Origin of the sequence: Amycolatopsis silviterrae, from assembly GCF_042684085.1 — a bacterium.
Taxonomy (GTDB): domain Bacteria; phylum Actinomycetota; class Actinomycetes; order Mycobacteriales; family Pseudonocardiaceae; genus Amycolatopsis; species Amycolatopsis silviterrae.
Genome location: NZ_JBHUKS010000009.1, coordinates 1 through 18,190 on the forward strand (window position 1 = coordinate 1; position 18,190 = coordinate 18,190).

Annotated in this window: 21 protein-coding genes; 11 read left to right on the forward strand and 10 right to left on the reverse strand. The window is 69.3% G+C overall.

All coding sequences use genetic code 11. The annotated features are described in order from the left end of the window. Positions 1-167: 167 nt before the first annotated feature. From ACFSVL_RS14450 to ACFSVL_RS14460, 3 genes are read left to right on the forward strand one after another with little or no spacing between them, the layout of a single operon-like run. The gene (locus ACFSVL_RS14450) at positions 168-452 is read left to right on the forward strand and encodes an Lrp/AsnC family transcriptional regulator (protein ID WP_009074830.1); all 285 of its coding nucleotides are present in this window, start codon (positions 168-170) and stop codon (positions 450-452) included. 47 nt (positions 453-499) lie between these two features. Then, on the forward strand, positions 500-952 hold the full coding sequence (locus ACFSVL_RS14455; protein ID WP_378304292.1) for a GNAT family N-acetyltransferase: 453 nt from the start codon (positions 500-502) through the stop codon (positions 950-952). A 29-nt stretch (positions 953-981) separates the two neighbouring features. Then, on the forward strand, positions 982-1,434 hold the full coding sequence (locus ACFSVL_RS14460) for a GNAT family N-acetyltransferase (RefSeq protein ID WP_378304294.1): 453 nt from the start codon (positions 982-984) through the stop codon (positions 1,432-1,434). Between the two features lie 86 nt (positions 1,435-1,520). Here the strand turns inward: ACFSVL_RS14460 and qcrB are convergent, their stop codons facing one another. The 4 genes from qcrB to ctaE are packed head-to-tail and all read right to left on the reverse strand — an operon-like array spanning position 1,521 to position 5,824. Then, positions 1,521-3,179 carry a cytochrome bc1 complex cytochrome b subunit gene (gene qcrB, locus ACFSVL_RS14465; protein WP_378304296.1) on the reverse strand — a complete coding sequence of 553 codons (1,659 nt, stop codon included), beginning with the start codon at positions 3,177-3,179 and terminating at the stop codon, positions 1,521-1,523. Further along, positions 3,176-4,327 carry a cytochrome bc1 complex Rieske iron-sulfur subunit gene (gene qcrA, locus ACFSVL_RS14470; RefSeq protein WP_378304297.1) on the reverse strand — a complete coding sequence of 384 codons (1,152 nt, stop codon included), beginning with the start codon at positions 4,325-4,327 and terminating at the stop codon, positions 3,176-3,178. The genes qcrB and qcrA overlap by 4 nt, the downstream gene beginning before the upstream one ends. Beyond that, positions 4,324-5,142, reverse strand: coding sequence for a cytochrome bc1 complex diheme cytochrome c subunit (qcrC, locus tag ACFSVL_RS14475; RefSeq protein WP_378304299.1), 819 nt, complete (start codon positions 5,140-5,142; stop codon positions 4,324-4,326). Before qcrC ends, qcrA begins: the two co-directional genes overlap by 4 nt. A 55-nt stretch (positions 5,143-5,197) precedes the next feature. After that, the gene (gene ctaE / locus ACFSVL_RS14480; protein WP_378304301.1) at positions 5,198-5,824 is read right to left on the reverse strand and encodes an aa3-type cytochrome oxidase subunit III; all 627 of its coding nucleotides are present in this window, start codon (positions 5,822-5,824) and stop codon (positions 5,198-5,200) included. A 107-nt stretch (positions 5,825-5,931) separates the two neighbouring features. Here ctaE and ACFSVL_RS14485 point away from each other — a divergent pair, with 107 nt between their 5' ends. From ACFSVL_RS14485 to trpD, 3 genes are all read left to right on the forward strand, one after another. Then, positions 5,932-6,357, forward strand: coding sequence for a ribonuclease E inhibitor RraB (locus tag ACFSVL_RS14485; RefSeq protein WP_378304303.1), 426 nt, complete (start codon positions 5,932-5,934; stop codon positions 6,355-6,357). Between the two features lie 61 nt (positions 6,358-6,418). Continuing rightward, complete coding sequence (locus ACFSVL_RS14490) at positions 6,419-6,832, forward strand: hypothetical protein (RefSeq protein WP_378304305.1); 414 nt, start codon at positions 6,419-6,421, stop codon at positions 6,830-6,832. A 5-nt stretch (positions 6,833-6,837) separates the two neighbouring features. Then, a complete protein-coding gene (gene trpD / locus ACFSVL_RS14495; protein ID WP_378304307.1) occupies positions 6,838-7,881 on the forward strand; it encodes an anthranilate phosphoribosyltransferase in 1,044 nt (347 codons plus the stop codon). Positions 7,882-8,020: 139 nt separating this feature from the next. Here trpD and ACFSVL_RS14500 read toward each other — a convergent pair whose 3' ends face one another. Further along, positions 8,021-8,980 (reverse strand): GlxA family transcriptional regulator, encoded by a 960-nt coding sequence (locus ACFSVL_RS14500; protein ID WP_378304308.1) that lies wholly within the window; start codon positions 8,978-8,980, stop codon positions 8,021-8,023. 83 nt (positions 8,981-9,063) lie between these two features. Here ACFSVL_RS14500 and ACFSVL_RS14505 point away from each other — a divergent pair, with 83 nt between their 5' ends. Next, positions 9,064-9,972, forward strand: coding sequence for a DMT family transporter (locus tag ACFSVL_RS14505; RefSeq protein WP_378304310.1), 909 nt, complete (start codon positions 9,064-9,066; stop codon positions 9,970-9,972). Between the two features lie 11 nt (positions 9,973-9,983). Here ACFSVL_RS14505 and ACFSVL_RS14510 read toward each other — a convergent pair whose 3' ends face one another. Next, positions 9,984-10,406, reverse strand: a complete 423-nt coding sequence (locus ACFSVL_RS14510; RefSeq protein WP_378304312.1) for a cytochrome c oxidase subunit 4 — start codon at positions 10,404-10,406, stop codon at positions 9,984-9,986. A gap of 32 nt (positions 10,407-10,438) precedes the next feature. Then, the gene (ctaC, locus tag ACFSVL_RS14515; protein WP_378304314.1) at positions 10,439-11,386 is read right to left on the reverse strand and encodes an aa3-type cytochrome oxidase subunit II; all 948 of its coding nucleotides are present in this window, start codon (positions 11,384-11,386) and stop codon (positions 10,439-10,441) included. A gap of 212 nt (positions 11,387-11,598) precedes the next feature. Here ctaC and asnB point away from each other — a divergent pair, with 212 nt between their 5' ends. Next, a complete protein-coding gene (asnB, locus tag ACFSVL_RS14520; RefSeq protein WP_378304316.1) occupies positions 11,599-13,533 on the forward strand; it encodes an asparagine synthase (glutamine-hydrolyzing) in 1,935 nt (644 codons plus the stop codon). 258 nt (positions 13,534-13,791) lie between these two features. Here the strand turns inward: asnB and ACFSVL_RS14525 are convergent, their stop codons facing one another. After that, positions 13,792-14,781, reverse strand: a complete 990-nt coding sequence (locus ACFSVL_RS14525) for a carbohydrate kinase family protein (protein ID WP_378304318.1) — start codon at positions 14,779-14,781, stop codon at positions 13,792-13,794. 155 nt (positions 14,782-14,936) lie between these two features. Here ACFSVL_RS14525 and ACFSVL_RS14530 point away from each other — a divergent pair, with 155 nt between their 5' ends. Further along, positions 14,937-15,122, forward strand: coding sequence for a hypothetical protein (locus ACFSVL_RS14530; RefSeq protein ID WP_378304320.1), 186 nt, complete (start codon positions 14,937-14,939; stop codon positions 15,120-15,122). Positions 15,123-15,197: 75 nt separating this feature from the next. Here ACFSVL_RS14530 and ACFSVL_RS14535 read toward each other — a convergent pair whose 3' ends face one another. Next, positions 15,198-15,575 carry a HesB/IscA family protein gene (locus ACFSVL_RS14535; protein WP_378304322.1) on the reverse strand — a complete coding sequence of 126 codons (378 nt, stop codon included), beginning with the start codon at positions 15,573-15,575 and terminating at the stop codon, positions 15,198-15,200. A gap of 143 nt (positions 15,576-15,718) precedes the next feature. On the opposite strand from ACFSVL_RS14535, the gene ACFSVL_RS14540 reads away from it, so the two are divergent. Beyond that, the gene (locus ACFSVL_RS14540; protein ID WP_378304324.1) at positions 15,719-16,378 is read left to right on the forward strand and encodes a DUF3043 domain-containing protein; all 660 of its coding nucleotides are present in this window, start codon (positions 15,719-15,721) and stop codon (positions 16,376-16,378) included. 54 nt (positions 16,379-16,432) lie between these two features. Further along, positions 16,433-17,422 carry an aldo/keto reductase family protein gene (locus ACFSVL_RS14545; RefSeq protein WP_378304326.1) on the forward strand — a complete coding sequence of 330 codons (990 nt, stop codon included), beginning with the start codon at positions 16,433-16,435 and terminating at the stop codon, positions 17,420-17,422. Here ACFSVL_RS14545 and ACFSVL_RS14550 read toward each other — a convergent pair whose 3' ends face one another. Next, a complete protein-coding gene (locus ACFSVL_RS14550) occupies positions 17,423-18,115 on the reverse strand; it encodes an IspD/TarI family cytidylyltransferase (RefSeq protein WP_378304328.1) in 693 nt (230 codons plus the stop codon). Positions 18,116-18,190: the final 75 nt, after the last annotated feature.

Below are 18,190 nucleotides of genomic sequence, written 5' to 3' on the forward strand. Positions count from 1 at the left end.
AACAGACCCGAACACAACCCATTAGGACTCCTTGAGGGAATCTGATTCCCTCAAGGAGTCCTTCACGGACCGCAAGCCGCTCCCGATGCCCCGCCGCGACGTGCGCGAGCCCGTTCCCGGCTACGATCGCGCTCGAGGAGTTACCGCCAGCAAGTGGGAGGAACGCTGTGATCACGGCGATCGTGCTGATCAACGTAGAGGCCGAGGAGATCCCGCAGGCCGCGCAGGCGATCGCGGACCTCGACCAGGTGTCCGAGGTCTACTCGTGCGCCGGGGACGTCGACCTCATCGCCACCGTGCGCGTGCAGGCCCACGAAGACCTCGCCGACCTGATCCCCGGCCGCATCGGCAAGGTCCGCGGCGTGCTCGACACCGTCACCCACATCGCGTTCCGGTCCTACTCGCGCGCCGACACCGACTCCGCGTTCGAGATCGGCGTCGAAGGAGCCTGACCGGACCTGACCGGAATTGTCGGACCCCCGGGCTAACGTCCGGGGGCATGAAGACACTGCGGCTGGCCGAGGTCACTCGCGACAACGTGGGCGCGGCCTGCGATCTCGCGGTGGCCCCGCACCAGGAGCACTACGTCGCTCCGGTAGCCCGTTCGCTGGCCGAGGCCTACGCACAGCCGGAGGTCGCCTGGCCGAGGCTGGTCTACGCCGGAGACGACCTCGTCGGCTTCGTCATGGCCGCCTTCGACCCAGGCTGCCCGATCGACTACTTCCGCTGCGGCATCTGGCGGCTGAACATCGCCGCCGAGCACCAGAAAAAGGGCTACGGCCAGTTCGCCGTCGAGGCAGTGCTGGGCGAAGCCCGCCGCCGCGGCGCCGAATCAGCGACGGTGCTCTGGGTTCCGGGCGAGCACAGCCCCGGGCCCTTCTACCGGAAGCTGGGTTTCCAGCCCACCGGCCAGGTCCACGAGGGCGAGGTCGTCGCCCGCATCCGGCTCTGAACCGCGCCGGCCGCGCTACCGTATTTCGCATGACGACCCCGAGACTGGTCGAAGTCACGGTCGACAATGTGGAAGACGCCTGCGATCTCAAAGTGGCGAAGCACCAGCGGGACTACGTAGCCTCGGTCGCCTGCTCGCTCGCCGAAGCCTACGTCCAGCACGACGTTGCCTGGCCGAGGCTGATCTACGCCGGGAAGAAACTCGTCGGCTTCGTCATGGCCGCCTTCGACCCGGACAACCCGACCGACTACTACCGCAGCTATCTCTGGCGGCTGAACATCGCCGCCAAACACCAGAAAAAGGGCTACGGCCGGTTCGCCGTCGAAGCGGTGCTGGCCGAAGCGCGCCGCCGCGACGCCGAATCCGTGACGGTCAGCTGGATGCCCGGCAAGCACAGCCCCGGGCCCTTCTACGAACGGCTCGGCTTCCAGCCGACCGGCCAGATGGACGAGGACGAAATCGTCGCCCGCCTCCGGCTCTGAACCCCGGCCACGCATGCAAGAAGGCCCCTCCCTCGCGATGAGGAAGGGGCCTTCCGGCGTTCTGCGGGCCCAAGGGACCCAGGGACTCAGTGCCCGGAACCGACCTCGGTCGACTCCTCGGACCCTTCGACCTGCGCCTTGCCGTTCCCGTGGCCATTGCCCCGAGCGCGGTCGAGCGCCTTCGTCTCCTCCGCCGGGTCCGGCGTCCACATCGAGCCAGGGACGGCGTGGCCGGCGGTGCCGAGCTTGTTCATCTTCTTCGGCACCGACGCGCCCTGGTACTCGAGCGGGACCGCGTGGCCGTGGCTGTCCGTGCCGCCCAGCGGCTGGTGGATCTCGATGAACTCGCCGTGCGGCAGCCGCTTGATGATGCCGGTCTCGACGCCGTGCTCCAGCACCTCCCGGTCGGACCGCTGCAGGCCAAGGCAGATCCGGTAGGTGAAGTAGTACGCCAGCGGCGGCACGATCAGCACGCCGATGCGCCCTGCCCACGTCGTCGCGTTCAGCGAGATGTCGAACTGGTCGGCGATGATGTCGTTGAAGCCGGACAGCTCGATCACCGCGAAGAACCCGAGCGCCATCATGCCCAGCGCGGTGCGGACCGGTGCGTCGCGCGGCCGCTGGAGCAGGTTGTGCGCCGCGTTGTCCTTGGACAGCTTGCGTTCCAGGAACGGATACCCGAGCAGCAGCGCGAACAGGATCGGCATGCCGATCGCGCCGGGGAAGAACACCGCCGGGATCGTGTAGTTCCCTAGGTAGACCTCCCAGGCGGGCCAGATCCGGAGCATGCCGTCGGCCCAGGCCATGTAGAAGTCCGGCTGGGACCCCGCGGACACCATCGACGGGTTGTACGGCCCGAAGTTCCACACCGGGTTGATCTGGAACAGGCCGGACATCAGCGCCAGCACGCCCACGACCAGGGTGAAGAACGCGCCGCCCTTGAGGGCGAAGTACGGCATGATCCGCACGCCGACGACGTTGGTCTCCTTGCGCCGCACGCCCGGGAACTGGGTGTGCTTCTGGTACCAGACCAGCGCCAGGTGCGCGCCGACCAGCGCCAGCATGATGCCCGGGACCAGCAGGATGTGCAGCGTGTAGAGCCGCGGGATGATCTGGTCGCCGGGGAACTCACCGCCGAACAGCGCCCAGTGGATCCAGGTGCCCGCCACCGGCACCGACAGCACGATGCCGGACAGGGTCGCCCGGATGCCGGTGCCCGACAGCAGGTCGTCCGGCAGCGAGTAGCCGAAGAAGCCCTCGAACATGCCCAGGATCAGCAGCAGGCCGCCGATGACCCAGTTCGCCTCGCGCGGCTTGCGGAACGCGCCGGTGAAGAAGATCCGGAGCATGTGCACCATCATCGACGCGACGAAGATCAGCGCCGCCCAGTGGTGCAGCTGCCGCACGAACAGGCCGCCGCGCACGTCGAACGAGATGTCCAGCGTCGTCTTGAACGCCTGGGACATCTGCATGCCCTGCATGTTCGTGAAGCTGCCGTGGTAGGTGACCTCCTGCATGGAGGGGTCGAAGAACAGCGTCAGGTACACCCCGGACAGCAGGATGACGATGAAGCTGTACAGGGCGATCTCGCCCAGCAGGAAGGACCAGTGGGTCGGGAACACCTTGTTCATCTGGTGCCGCAGGCCCTTGGCCAGCTTGTACCGCTGGTCCGCGTTGTCCGCGGCCTCGCCAAGGTGCTTCTGGAGTGCGCTCGTGCCCTTGGTCGGCGTGGTGAGAGAACTCATGACTTACGCTCCCAGAAGGCCGGTCCGATGGCCTCGTTGAAGTCGCCCTTCGCGATCAAGTATCCCTCTTCGTCAACCGTGATCGGAAGCTGGGCCAGCGGACGCGTCGCCGGGCCGAAAATCGGCTTCGCGTAGTGCAGGGCGTCGAACTGCGACTGGTGGCACGGGCAGAGGATGCGGTTCGTGCGCTGCTCGTACAGGGAGGTCGGGCAGCCGACGTGGCTGCAGATCTTCGTGTACGCGTAGTAGTCGCCGAAGTTGTAGTCTTCCTGGCCCTTGCGCTTGACCACGCGCGCGGCGTCGGTCGGGCGCAGCCGGATGAGCATGACCGGGTTGTCGACCCGCATCAGGGCCGCGCCCAGCTTCTTCTCGTCGCCCTTCTCCGACTCGCGGTAGGGGAAGACCGTCTCCATCGCGCCCGCGTCGAGGTCCTCGGCCTTGACCAGCGCGACGCCGTTCTTGACGTCCTCTTCGAGGTTGCCGGTGTTGCGCCGCAGGTAGACCTTCTCGCCCGGGAAGTTCGGCAGCCATCCGGTGTGCCAGAGGCCGTCCTTGTTCTCGGTGTCCTTCCACGGGTCCTTGATGAAGGACGCGATCGGCAGCGCCGCCACCGCGAGGCCGAGCGCGCCCGCGCCAGCGCCGGCGGTGCGCTTGATCAGCGACCGGCGGGCGATGCCGTTGCGGGTCCCGGCGTCGGCGAGGTGGGCCAGGATGGTGGCCCGGTCGACCTCCGCGGACGGGCCGTCGCTGCGCTGCTGCACCGCGGTCTCGTGCGGGACGAACTTCTTGGTGTAGAGGATCACGCCGATGCCGAGCGCCAGCACCGCGAGGCCGAGCGTGACGCCCAGCGCCGGGGTGTAGAGGCTGTAGGTCGCGTGCCCGCTCGGGTCGCTCGGGTCCTTGTACTCCCACCACTTCGGCCAGGCCATGACGACCACGAACGCCAGCCCGGCGAGCGCGGACAGGGCGAACCAGAACGCGACGACGCGCTGGGCGCGCCGCTCCGCGCGGGTGTCCTTGACCGGCCACGGCTCGGGGTAGTCGACGATTTCGACGCCGTCCAGCTGACCGCCGAGCTTGAGCAGCTCGTCGCGGTCCATCTCAGCCAGCTCCGCCTCCGAGGGCGGCTGGGGCCCTTCGGCACTCATGCCTTCGATCCAATCCACAGCGTAATGCCGACGAGCGCGGCGATTCCGACGACGAAGGCGATGACGCCTTCGGAGGCGGGGCCGACCCCGCCGAGACCGTTGCCGCCCGGGTCGTTGTTGCCGTCGGACACCGACTTGACGTAGGCGATGATGTCCTTCTTCTCCTCGGCGCTGAGCTGGCGGTCGGAGAACTTCGGCATGTTCTGCGGGCCGGTGAGCATCGCGTCGTAGATCTGCTCCTCGGTGGCCGGGTCGAGCGGCGGCGCGTACTTGCCCGCCGACAGCGCGCCCCCGCGGCCGGTGAAGTTGTGGCACGACGCGCAGTTGAGCCGGAACAGCTCGCCGCCGCGCGCCGGGTCGTTGCCGCGCAGCGCCTCGCCGCGCTCCTCCGGGCGCTGCGCGCCGCCGCCGTGCGCCTGCACGTAGGCGCCGACCGCGTCGATCTCGCTCGGGGTCAGCTTCGGCGGCTTGCGGGCGGCCTGCGCCTCCTGGCGCACCGCGGGCATCCGGCCGGAGGAAGTCTGGAAGTAGACGGCCGCGTCGCCGATGCCGATGAGGCTCGGACCGCGGTCCTTGACGCCCTCGAGGTTCGCGCCGTGGCATTCGATGCAGGTGTTGTTGTAGACCTGCTCGCCCTGGCGCAGCAGCGCCGGGTCGCCTTGTGCCTGCGCGGTCTGCGGTTCCGGGGCGAAGACGGCGTACAGGGCGCCGGCCCCCACCAGGGCGACGCCGAGTGCGAGCACGCCCGCGAGGCGCCTGCGCATCTTCGAGCGCGCGCGGAACCGGCGCTCCGAGGATTTGGTGCTGGTGGTCATCTTGCGGCAACCCTTGCTGTCAGTTCAGGCCGTTTTGTGGTGGGCGGTGCGGAGATCAGGGGAGGATGTAGATCACCGCGAAGAGGCCGACCCACACGATGTCGACGAAGTGCCAGTAGTACGACACGACGATCGCCGAGGTGGCCTGTGCCGGAGTGAACTTGCTGAGCTTCGTGCGGATCAGCAGGAACACGAAGGCGACGAGCCCGCCGATCACGTGCAGGCCGTGGAAACCGGTCGCGAGGTAGAACACCGTGCCGAACGGGCCGGACGGGATCGTGAGGCCCTCGTCGATCAGGTTCAGGTACTCGTTGCCCTGCCCGGCCACGAAGATCGCGCCCATGATCAGCGTCACGATGTACCAGCGCCGCAGGCCGTAGACGTCGCCCCGCTCCGCGGCGAACACGCCGAACTGGCAGGTCAGCGACGACAGCACGAGGATCACCGTGAACGGGATCGCGTACGCGACGTTGAGGTGGAACTCCTCGCCGTGCAACGGCGGCGGCCAGGACGCCCCGGCCGGGTTCTGCGCCTTGACGGTGAAGAACATGGCGAACAGTCCGGCGAAGAACATCAGTTCGCTGGACAGCCACACGACGGTGCCGACACTGACCATGTTCGGCCGGTTCAGCGAGTGGACCCGCTGGCTGATGGTGGGAGCTGCCGTTGTCACGGATCGCATTATGTCCTCTCGCGACCGCACCCCGCCCGCCGGGTCTGCGGCGGGTCGTGGGAGCTTCGCGTCACACCCGCGCGCGAGACGCGGGCACGCGGCGGAAGGAGCTACTCGTGAGTTGGCTGGAGAAGCTCCGTGACCTGGTGAGAAAGCCGGAAAACGCGGTTCTCGACCCGGACGCGCCCGGTCTGCGGACCGTCGTCGCGGCGTTCGATCCGGCCGTCGCGGACTCCGCGGTGCTCGCCGATTCACCCGGCTGGGCAAGCGAAGCGCCCGCGGTGCTGGTGCACCACCTCGTGCTTCCGGCGGACCGGATCGAAGAGGCGGCGGCGATTCTCGCGCAGGACGGCTACGACCTGCGCGAGCAGAGCCGCGACGGCGACCGGGTGCGCGCGCACGCCCGGCGGGTGCAGGTGCTCGACGCCCTGCACTGCGCCCAGGAACGGTCCCGGATGGCCGGGCTGGCGCAGCGGCTCGGCGGCGACGCGCCGGGCTGGGAGGCGCGGCAACCGGGTGACTCGCCCACCGCGTCCGCGTGAGATGCGTCTCGGCGGATACGATCGCGGCTGTTCCACCCGTGACGAGACGGAGGCGTGCTCAATGAGCGAGCAGTCCCAGCGGATCCTGGTGTTCAGCCACAAGGCCGAGGTCCGCGAGGCGATCATGAACGCCGTCGGCAGGCGCCCGGCGGCCGACCTCGGCCGCGTCGAGTGGGTCGAGGCGGCCGGCATCGCCGACGTGCTCGCCGAAATGGACGCGGGCTCGGTCGACCTCGCGATCCTCGACGGCGAGGCGCAGCCGACCGGCGGCATCGGCCTGACCCGCCAGCTCAAGCACGAGATCGACGACTGCCCGCCGGTGGTCGTGGCCGTCCGCCGCCGCGACGACCGATGGCTCGCCACCTGGGCGCTGGCCGACGCCGTGCTGGTGCACCCGCTCGACCCGCTGACCGCGGCGGAGACCGTCGCCGGCGTGCTGCGCGCCGGGCGGGTCCCCGCCGTCAACGGCGGCTGAGCCCGGTGGGCGCCACCCCGCACACCTGGTCCGCGCTGCTCACCCGGCTCATCGCCGGCGAGGACCTGTCCGCGGAGGACACGGCGTGGGCGATGGACCAGATCATGTCCGGCAGCGCCGGGCAGGCGCAGATCGGCGGCTTCGCGGTCGCGCTGCGCGCCAAGGGCGAAACGCCCGCGGAGATCTCCGGCATGGCCGGCGCGATGCTGTCGCACGCCCGGCGGATCACGCTGAGCCGCCCGGCGGTGGACATCGTCGGCACCGGCGGCGACCGGTCGAACTCGGTGAACATCTCCACGATGGCGACGATCGTCACGGCGGCGGCGGGCGCGCCGGTGGCCAAGCACGGCAACCGGAGCGCGTCGTCGAAGTCCGGCGCGGCCGACGTGCTGGAAACCCTCGGCGTGAAGATCGACCTCCCGCCGGAGGCGGTGCTCGCCTCGCTCGAGGAGATCGGCATCGGGTTCTGCTTCGCGCCGGCGTTCCACCCGGCGTTCCGGCACACCGGCCCGCCGCGGCGCGAACTGGGCGTGCCGACCACGTTCAACCTGCTGGGCCCGCTCACCAACCCGGCGCAGCCGCAAAGCGCGCTGATCGGCTGCGCCTACGCCGACAAAACCCATGCACTGGCGGAGATCTTCGCCGGGCGCGGGATGTCGGTGCTGGTGGCCCGCGGCGACGACGGGCTCGACGAGATCACCACCACCACGACCACGTCGGTGCTGGTGGTCTCCGGCGGCACGGTGACCGAACGCACCCTCGACCCGCTGTCGCTCGACATCCCGCGCGCGACGGCCGAGGGCCTGCGCGGCGGCGACGCGGCGGCGAACGCGGAGGTCGTCCGGGAACTGGTGAGCGGCAAGACCGGCCCGGTGCGCGACGCGGTGGTGCTGAACGCCGCCGCCGCGCTGGCCGCGTTCGAGGGCTTCTCCGATTCGCTCGAGGACGACCTGGCGGCCGGGCTGGACCGAGCACGCCAGGCCATCGACAACGGTGCGGCAGCGGCGCTGCTGGACCGGTGGATCGCGTTCTCCTCGGCTGAGCGCTGACCTCGACCGCGACCCCAATGTGGCATTGGGTGCATCTGACGCACCGAACGCCACATTGGGTGCGCTCAACGCAACCAACGCCACATTGGGTGCATCTCACGCACCCAATGTGGCGTTGGGGCGGTTCGGGCCGAGGCGGTCACGAGCGGAAGGCGGTCCGGTAAGCGCTCGGCGTAGTCGAACGCTTACGCGAAAACTGGTGCCGCAGCGCCGCCGCCGACGCGTACCCGCACGCCGCGGCGATGTCCTCGACCGACAGAGAACCCTCCTCCAGCAGCGCCTGCGCCCGGTCGAGGCGGCGTTCGGTCAGCCAGCGATGCGGCGTCGTCCCGGTGGCGGCGGAGAACCGGCGCAGGAACGTCCGCTCCCCCAGCCCGCTGCGGCGAGCCAGCTCCGCGACCGTGAACGGCTGATCCAGCCGCCGTTCCACCCATTCGAGTGCCTCGGCGACCACCGCGTCGTCCGGTGCGGCCGTCGCGGGCACCGGGGCCTGCACGAACTGCGCCTGCCCGCCAGCGCGATGCGGTGCGGCCACCATCCGCCGGGCCAGCGCCGTCGCCGCCGCGACTCCGCGCAGCCGGCGCACCAGATGCAGGCACAGGTCCACGGCAGCGACCGTCCCGGCGCTGGTGAACACGCCGTCGTCATCCGCGTAGAGCGCCTGCGGGTCCACCTCGGCAGACGGGAACAGACGGCGGAACTCCGGCTCGTAGATCCAGTGCACCGTGCAGCGGCGATCGTCCAAAAGTCCCGCGTAGCCAAGGGAAAACACGCCCGCGCAGAACCCGGCCACCCACGCGCCGCGCTCCCGGGCGGCCCGCAACGCGTCCAGCAACGGCTCCGGCGGCGGCTCGGTGCGCGGCGCTTGGGTGGGCACAATCACCAAATCCGCCGACGCCGCGAAGCCGAGGTCCCGCAGTCCGGCGAGGCCGAAACCGGACCAGCTGGCCACATCCGCCCCGCCCGGCGAGCACACGCCGAAGTCCCAGCCGGGCATGCCGTCCGCGCTGCGGTCGGTGCCGAACACCTCGCACGCGACCCCCAGCTCGAACGGTGAAACCCGGTCCGCGAGCAGTACGGCGACCCGTTGCACGTCCATACCGCCCAGGATGTCACAAGTTTTGCGGTCATTGTCATCTCTGACACTGGTTGAGCGCCGCCGCGAAGACGAATCTGGGTCGCATGAAGAACCCCGAATCCCGCCCGGTCCTGCAGTGGTCCGCCGCGATGGCGTTGTCCGGAACGATCGGCGCGGTCGTGCTCGAAAGCGGCGCGGCGGCCCCGGCGGTCGCGTTCGCCCGCTGCCTCGTCGGCGGCGTCCTGCTGGTCGTGTGGTCGCTGGCCCGCGGCTGGTTCCGCGACTGGCGGCCCACGCGGCGCGACCTGCTGCTCGCCGTCGCCGGCGGGCTTCTGCTGGTCGGCAACTGGGTGCTGCTGTTCGCGTCCTACTCGCTGTCGTCCATCGGCGTCAGCACTGTCGTCTACCACACCCAACCGCTGATCCTGGTCGGCATGGCGGCGATGTTCCTCGGCGAGAAGGTCGGCCGCTCACACCTCGCGCGGGCCGGCGTCGCGTTCGCCGGAGTAGTGGTGATTTCCCTTTCCGCACAAGGCGATGACGGGCAACCAGTGCGGTTCGCGGGCATCGCGCTCGCGCTCGGCGCGGCCTTGCTCTACGCCGGTGCGTCCTTCATCGCGAAGCAGCTCAAGCACATCCGGCCGCACCTGCTCGCGGCGGTACAACTGACGGTCGGTGCGATCGTGCTCGCCCCCGCGCTGCTGTTCACGCCGCTGCCGAGTTCGGCTCCGGGACTGCTGTGGCTCCTGCTGCTGGGAACGGTGCACACCGCGGTGATGTACGTGCTGATGTACGCGAGCATCGGCAAGCTGCCGACCACGACCGTGGCATTGCTGTCGTACCTGTACCCGGTGGTCGCGGTGGTGGTGGACATGCTCGCCTTCGGCCACCGGCTCACCTGGGCCGAAGGGCTGGGGATGCTGGCGGTGCTCGCCGCCGCGCTGGCCCCGCAGCGCACGAAGGCGGAAATGCGCGACGCCCGGCCGGGAATCCCCAGCCGGGCGTCGCGGTGAAGCGGAAAGGCTCAGTCGTGGTCCGGGCCGGTGTGGTACTCGAACACCAGTCCGCCCACGGCGATGAGCAGCGCCACGAGCGCCATCACCAGCAGCCAGATGTGGAAGAACGCGAGCGCGAGGCCGGCCAGCCCGGCCGCCGCGGCCAGCGCGACCGGCCAGTAGCTGCCCGGGCTGAAGAAGCCCAGCTCGCCTGCCCCGTCGCTGATCTCGGCGTCCTCGCGGTCCTCCGGGCGCTCCTCGATCCGGCGGGACACGAACTGCATGTAGCTGCCGGCGAGGAACGCGAGGCCGCCGGTCAGGAACAGCGCGACGATGCCGACCGGCTCGGCCTTCTGGTCGGTGGTGAAGAGCGCGGTCATGACCCAGTAGACGGCGGTCATGAGGACGGCAAACCCCGCCACCATGTAGAAAATCCGGGCTTCGACCTTCATGGGATTGGTCCCCTGCTCCTTCTGGTTCGCCGTCAGTTGGACGCGGTGCGCGCGGTGCGGTCGGTGTTGAACGGCTTCGTGGTCACCGCGTACGGGCTGCACAGCTCGCCGCAGTTCATCGACGCCAGCGCCTCGGACGCGGTGTTCGGCTTGCCGGTCTTCGCGTTCGTCTCGGTGCGCAGCTTGAGGTACTGGTCGTACTTGTCCGGGGACAGCGCCCGCACCTCGAAGTTCATCACCGAATGGTACGTCCCGCACAGCTCGGCGCAGCGGCCGACGAACGAGCCCTCGCGGTCGATCGAGTTCTGGAACGAGCTGTCCTGGTTGTTCTTCTCCGGGTCCGGCATCACGTCGCGCTTGAAGTTGAACTCGGGGACCCAGAACGAGTGGATGACGTCCGTCGAGCGGAGCCGGTACTCGATCGTCTTGTTCGTCGGCAGCACGAGCAGCGGGATCTCGCCGGAGGAGCCGACGGTGCTCACCTGGGTGCCGTCGGGGCGCTTGGCCTGGTCGCCCTCGTACTTGAACTCCCAGTTCCACTGGAAGGCGACGACGTCGACGACCACGTCCGGGTTCGGCTTCTTGTCGAGGACCTTGCTCTCGGTCGTCGCGGTGAAGAAGAACAGCACGCAGACCATGATCGTCGGGAGGACGACCGTGAAGATCTCCAGCGGGATGTTGTACTGGAACTGGCGCGGGAGGTCCTCGGGACCCTCGGCGGCGGCGCCCTTCTTCTTGCGGTGGAAGATCGCGGTCCAGAAGATCAGGGCCCACACGATCGCGCCGACGACGAGCGCGGCGATGACCGTCCACGTCCAGAGGGTGCGCATCTGGTCGGCCTGCGGCGTGACGCCCTTGGGCCAGCCGAAGCGGAGGATCTCGTCTCCCGAGCAGCCCGTCGCGGTCAGCGCCACCAGCACGGCCAGCGCGGCGACACGCCCGACCCGCTTACCCACCGGGGTGCGCTCTGGTTTTCCCACTGCGCCCTGCCCTTTCACCCAACAGGCCCTCTCACACCGGGCCTTCTTCGACCGATCTTCGTGACAGGCGGAGCCTAGCCGAGTTGGCCGCTCCCGCTGACCAAGGGGTGACCAGTTGCGCCGCGCGTCACCCGCATTCCGGGCGGCGGGCCCGGCCCCGGCATACTGGGCCCTTCCCCGGACCGGCCCGACCCTGAGGTGTGTGAGTACGCGTGTGCGGCCTGCTTGGACTGATCTGCGCGACCGAAAACGACGCCGCCGAAGCCCGCGCGAGCGTCGGCGCGGCGATGCGCTGCCAGCGCCACCGCGGCCCGGATGAGCAGGACACCTGGGCTGATGCCGAGGTCGTGTACGGCTTCAACCGGCTCGCCTTCATCGACGTCGACCACGCGCACCAGCCGCTGGTGTGGGGCCCGCCGGAAGCGCCGGGCCGGTACACGCTGAACTTCAACGGCGAGATCTACAACTACCGCGAGCTGCGCGACGAGCTGGCCGAAAAATTCGGTGCGAAATTCGCCACTGAAGGCGACGGCGAGGCGATCGTCGCGGCTTATCACTACCTCGGGGACAAAGCGGTCGAAAAGCTGCGCGGCATGTTCGCGTTCCTGATCTGGGATTCGGCGGAAAAGGTCGTTTTCGGCGCGCGCGACCCGTTCGGGATCAAACCGCTCTACTACAGCGCCGGCCCGAAGGGCACCGCGTTCTCCAGCGAGAAGAAGAGCCTGCTGGAGCTGTCGGACACGCTCGGCGTCGCGCAGGAGCTGGACCGCACCGCGCTGCAGCACTACCTGGTCCTGCAGTACGTGCCGGAGCCGGAGTCGCTGCACACCGAGATCCGCCGCGTCGAGTCCGGCACGTCGTTCCGGCTCTCCCCCGGTGGGAAGCCCGAGTTCACCCGCTACTTCCACCCGCAGTTCGCCGCGAAGCCGGTGAACGGGCCTGCCGAGGCCGAGGCCCTGTACGAGCGCATCGCCGACGTGATGCGCGACTCGGTCGGCAAGCACATGATCTCCGACCCGGACGTCACGGTCGGCGCGTTCCTGTCCGGCGGCATCGACTCCACCGCGACCGCGACGCTCGCCAAGGAGCACAACCCGAACCTCATCGCCTTCACCACTGGCTTCGAGCGCGAGGGCTACTCCGAGGTGGACGTGGCCGCGGAGTCGGCCGCCGCGATCGGCGTGAAGCACGTGGTCCGCACGGTGTCGGCGGACGAGATGATGGAGGCGCTGCCGCTCATCGTCTGGTACCTGGACGACCCGGTGGCCGACCCGGCGCTGGTCCCGCTGTGGTTCATCGCCCGCGAGGCCCGCAAGCACGTGAAGGCGGTGCTGTCCGGCGAAGGCGCGGACGAGCTGTTCGGCGGCTACACGATCTACGGCGAGCCGATCTCGCTGGCCCCGTTCGAAAAAATCCCGGGCAGCGTGCGCAAGCTGATCGGCAAGGTGTCCACGAAGATCCCGGAAGGCACCCGGGGCAAGGACCTGCTGCGCCGGGGCGCGCTCCCGCTGGAAGACCGCTACTACGGCAACGCCCGCAACTTCCGCGACGAGCAGCTGCGCGCCGTGCTGCGGACGTACCAGGAGGGCGTCGGCTTCAAGGACGTCACCGCGCCTTGGTACGACGTGTCCCGGGGCTGGGACCCGGTGGCCCGCATGCAGCACGTGGATCTCTACACCTGGCTGCGCGGCGACATCCTGGTCAAGGCGGACAAGGTGACCATGGCGAACTCGCTGGAGCTGCGGGTGCCGTTCCTGGACGCCGAGGTGTTCAAGGTCGCCGCCTCGATCCCGCTGGACCAGAAGCTCGCGCACGGCACCACGAAATACGCCCTGCGCCAGGCCCTGGCGAAGATCATCCCGGGCCACGTCCTGAACCGGAAGAAGCTGGGCTTCCCCGTCCCCATCCGCCTGTGGCTGCGCAACGAGATGTACGACTGGGCCCGCGGCATCATCAACGACTCGAAGACCGACGAACTGCTGGACAAGAAGGCTGTGCTAGCCCTGCTGGACGAGCACAAAGCAGGCCAGCTGGACCGCAGCCGCCAACTCTGGGCGCTCCTGGTCTTCATGCTGTGGCACGGCATCTTCGTGGAACACCGCATCAAGCCGGAAATCCCGGAACCGGCCTACCCGGTCAAGCTCTGACAGTCCGTGAGGGGAACCTTCACAGCCCCAGATTCCCCCAGGGTTCCCCTCACAGCCCTAAAACCGCAGCCAGCGCACCCAACCAGCGGTGCACCCACACCACCCCCGCACCCCGATACGAAGCCGAAATGCGGACGGCGGGTGCTTGTCAAGGCATCTTTCCCGCCTTGACAAGCACCCGCCGTCCGTCATCACAATCGGGCTTCGGGGTGCCCCACGCACTCCTCAAAGCAACGTCGCCGCCAGGCGACGAGCCGATCAAGCAGGCAAAACCCCAGCAATCTCCTCAGCCGCCTGTGGCCCGAACGCCTCCCGCAACCGAGCCAGCGCCCCGTCCCGCTCCAGCGTCCACTCCTGCGTCCCCACCGTCTCCAAAACCAGCACAGCGATCAAACACCCCAGCTGCGCCGCCCGCTCCAACCCAAGCCCGCCATCAATCGCGGCCAAGAACCCAGCCCGGAACCCATCCCCGACCCCAGTCGGATCAGCCTTCCCCCGCTCCGGCACCGCCCCGATCTGCAGCGCAGTCCCGTCCTTCCCGACAATCTCCACGCCCTTCTCCCCCAGCGTGGTGATCCGCAGCCCAACGCGCTCCAGGACGTCCGCCTCAGACCACCCAGTCTTCTGCAGCAGCAACTCCCACTCGTAGTCATTGCTGAACAGGTACTTGGCCCCCTCGACGAACGAACGCACCTGCGCCCCGTCCATCCGGGCCAGCTGCTGCGACGGGTCAACCGCGAACGTGTACCCCCGCTGACGGCACTCCTGCGCGTGCCGGACCATGCCCTCCGGATCGTCCGGGCTGATCAGCACCAGCCCCAGCCCGCCGACCCGGTCCGAAATCGGTCCCATCTCGATGTTCCGGGACTCGGCCATCGCCCCCGCGTAGAACGTCGCGATCTGGCACATGTCCTCGTCGGTGGTGCACACGAACCGCGCGGTGTGCGCGACCTCGGACACCAGCACGCCCGAGGTGTCGACGCCGTGCCGCTGCAGCCACGACTGGTAGTCGGCCCAGTCCTGGCCGACGGCTCCGACCAGCACCGGCTGCACGCCGAGCACGCCGAGGCCGAAGGCGATGTTCGCGCCGATGCCGCCGCGGCGCACGACGAGGTCGTCGGCGAGGAAGCTCAGCGACACCCGGTGCAGCTGCTCGGCGACGAGCTGTTCGGCGAACCTCCCCGGAAAGTGCATCAGATGGTCCGTCGCGATGCTGCCGGACACGGCGATCCTGGGCTTGTCTGCCACCGGTTCTCCTCACGAGGTGGATGGGCTGTCGTTTTCGTGCCCCGGCGCAAGTTACCCGCTGGTCATGACCCTTCCGGGTAGTTTCCGCGCCACGTAACGACACTACCGGCCGGTACTCGTTTCCCGTTCAAGTTCGGCTGAATAGCGTGACCGGAGTGAACCTCTCGACCGAACCGGAAACCATCGGCGACCTGATCGCCGACTGCGCCCATCTCCCGTCCACGCTGCAGCCCGAACCCGCGGCCGAGCAGGCCCGGCTGCCCCGCCCGCGCGCCGCGCGGCCGTGGACGGTCGACGACGCCTGCCACGCGCAGGTCGCCGACCTCGACGCCTACGTCTGAGCCAGCCTCAGCCGATCAGCCGGAAACAACAACGGGCCCCAGCGCGGATGTGCTGGGGCCCGTTGTCGGCTTGGCTCAGTGGAAGCTGTCGCCGCAGGCGCACGAACCCGAGGCGTTCGGGTTGTCGATCGTGAAGCCCTGCTTCTCGATGGTGTCGACGAAGTCGATCACGGCCTCGGAAACGTACGGCGCGCTCATCCGGTCGACCGCGACCTGCAGGCCGTCGAAGTCGCGGAACAGGTCGCCGTCGAGCGTGCGCTCGTCGAAGAACAGCTGGTAGCGCAGGCCAGCACAGCCGCCGGGCTGCACGGCGATGCGCAGGTGCATGTCGTCGCGGCCCTCCTGTTCGAGCAGCGCCTTCGCCTTGGCGGCCGCGGCGTCGGTCAACGTCACGCCGTGGGTCTCCTCGGCGGTCTCGGCCTGAGCCGCACCGGTCTGCTCAGCGGTCGTCATGGCACTCCCTCTTGGTCGAACTCGCTGCGGGTACATCTCGTGTCCTACTTACAACACGCGACTCGCCCGATCTGTTCCCCTCCATCGTCGCATATGGAACGACCTGGTGAACAAAGCCGTGACGCCTGCAATACCCTGGTGAGGTGAGGTTCCTGCGCCGAAGCACCACTGACCCCGCCGCCGACGACTCCGCGGCCGAGGCCGCCGACGTCGATTCCCCGGTCACGAGCAAGTCGTACACGCCGGGAAAGGGCAAGGCGACGCCCAAGCGCCGCGAGGCCGAGGGACGCAGGCGCGGGCCGGTCGCGGCGCCGCCCACCTCCATGCGCGAGGCGATGAAGCGCAACAAGGAGCTGCGCAAGGCCAACCCGGTCAGCAAGGAAGACCGCAAGGAAGCCGCCCGCGTGCGCCGCGAGCGGATGATGTCCGGCGACGACAAGTACCTGCCGCCGCGCGACAAGGGCCCGGTCAAGGCGTACGTCCGCGACCTGGTCGACTCCCGGCGCAACATCCTCGGCCTGTTCATGCCGCTGGCGATCCTGGTGTTCCTCGCGCTGCTGGTGCCCGCGCCGGCGGTGCAGCAGTACATCACCCTGGTCTGCATGGCGATGCTGCTGGTCATGGCCATCGAGGGCTTCGTGAACGGCCGGAAGATCTCCAAGCTGGTCCGCGAGCGCTTCCCGAAGGAGCCGGCCACGGCCACCCGCGGCGTCGGCTGGTACGCGTTCGTCCGGGCGAGCCAGATCCGCAAGCTGCGCGTCCCGAAGCCGCGGCTGAAGGCCGGGGACCCGATCCCGAACTGAGCCGTGCGGCACACAGGTCGTTAGCCTCGCGAACGAAACGTTTACGCTGTCGGCATGGAGTTTCGACGTCTCGGCCGCAGCGGCCTCAACATCAGTGAGATCTCCTACGGCAACTGGCTGACCCACGGGTCCCAGGTCGAGGAGGACCAGGCGCAGGCCTGCATCAAGGCGGCGCTCGACGCCGGCATCACGACCTTCGACACGGCCGACGTCTACGCGAACACCGCGGCGGAGTCCGTGCTCGGGCGCGGGCTCAAGGGGCAGCGGCGGGAAAGCCTGGAGATCTTCACCAAGGTCTTCTGGCCGACCGGCCCGAAGGGCCCGAACGACAAGGGCCTCTCGCGCAAGCACATCATGGAGTCGGCGAACGCGTCGCTCGAGCGGCTCGGCACCGACTACGTCGACCTCTACCAGGCGCACCGCTTCGACCGCACGGTGCCGCTGGAAGAGACCATGCAGGCGTTCGCCGACCTGGTCCGCCAGGGCAAGGCGCTCTACATCGGCGTCTCGGAGTGGAACGCCGAGCAGATCGCCCGCGGCGCGGCGCTCGCCCGCGAGCTGAAGATCCCGTTCGTGTCGAACCAGCCGCAGTACTCGATGCTGTGGCGGGTCATCGAAGCGCAGGTCGTGCCCGCTTCCGAGCGCGAGGGCCTGAGCCAGATCGTCTGGTCGCCGGTGGCACAGGGCGTCCTGACCGGCAAGTACAAGGTGGGCCAGCCGCTGCCCGCCGGCTCGCGCGCGACCGACGAGAACGGCGGCGCGAACATGGTGAAGCGCTTCCTCGACGAGAAGACCCTCGCCGCGGTCGCGAAGCTGGAGCCGCTGGCGGCCGACGCCGGGCTGTCGATGGCGCAGCTGGCCGTCGCGTGGGTGCTGCAGAACCCGAACGTCGCGTCGGCGATCATCGGCGCGTCGCGGCCGGAGCAGGTCTACGACAACGTCAAGGCGGCCGGGGTGAAGCTGGAGCCGGAGCTGCTCACCGCGATCGACGAGGCACTCGGCGACGTCGTGGTCAGCGACCCGGCGCTCACCGTCTCCCCCTGATCACCGCAGCAGCAGCCGCTCCGCCACCGCGAGGTCGTGCGGATAGGTGATCTTCACGTTCTCCGCGCTGCCGGGCACCCACCGCACCGGCAGCGCGGAGAACCGCTCCATGCACGAAGCCGTGTCCGTGCCGAGAAACCCTTCCGCGGCAGCCTGTTCGTAGGCCGCCAGCAGCGGCTCCGCCCGGAAGCCCTGCGGGGTCTGCACGCGGATCGCGCCCGGCAGCGGCCCGGCGACCGTGTCCGGCCCGGCCATCGCGACGACGTCGTCGGCCGCCATTCCCGGCACCGCTCCCCCGTCTTCCCGGGTCCGCTCCAGCACCGCGGCGATCAGCTCCGGCGTCACCAGCGGCCGCGCCCCGTCGTGCAGCAGCACGGAATCCACTGTCCCGTCGGCGATCCGCGAGCCCAGATGGCGCAACGCGTTCAGCTCGGACGCCTGCCGCGTCGGGCCGCCGGGGACGATCTCCGCCGGGACGGAAAGCCCCGCCAGCACCTCTTCGGCCAGCGGCTCGTCCTCGGGCCGGATCACCAGCACCAGCACGCCGATCCCGGGCGCGGCGGCGAACGCGTCCAGCGACCACGCCACCACGCGCCTGCCCGCGACCGGCAGGTAGACCTTGTTCAGCGCGGCCCCGACCCGGGTCCCCGCACCACTGGCCAGCACGACCCCGGCCGCCGTCGATTCCCGCACGCCGACCGACCCTAAGGGCCCGCCCCGCCCGGCGGTAGGTTGGGCGCCGGGACGCCCAGCGGCGAAAGGAAACCT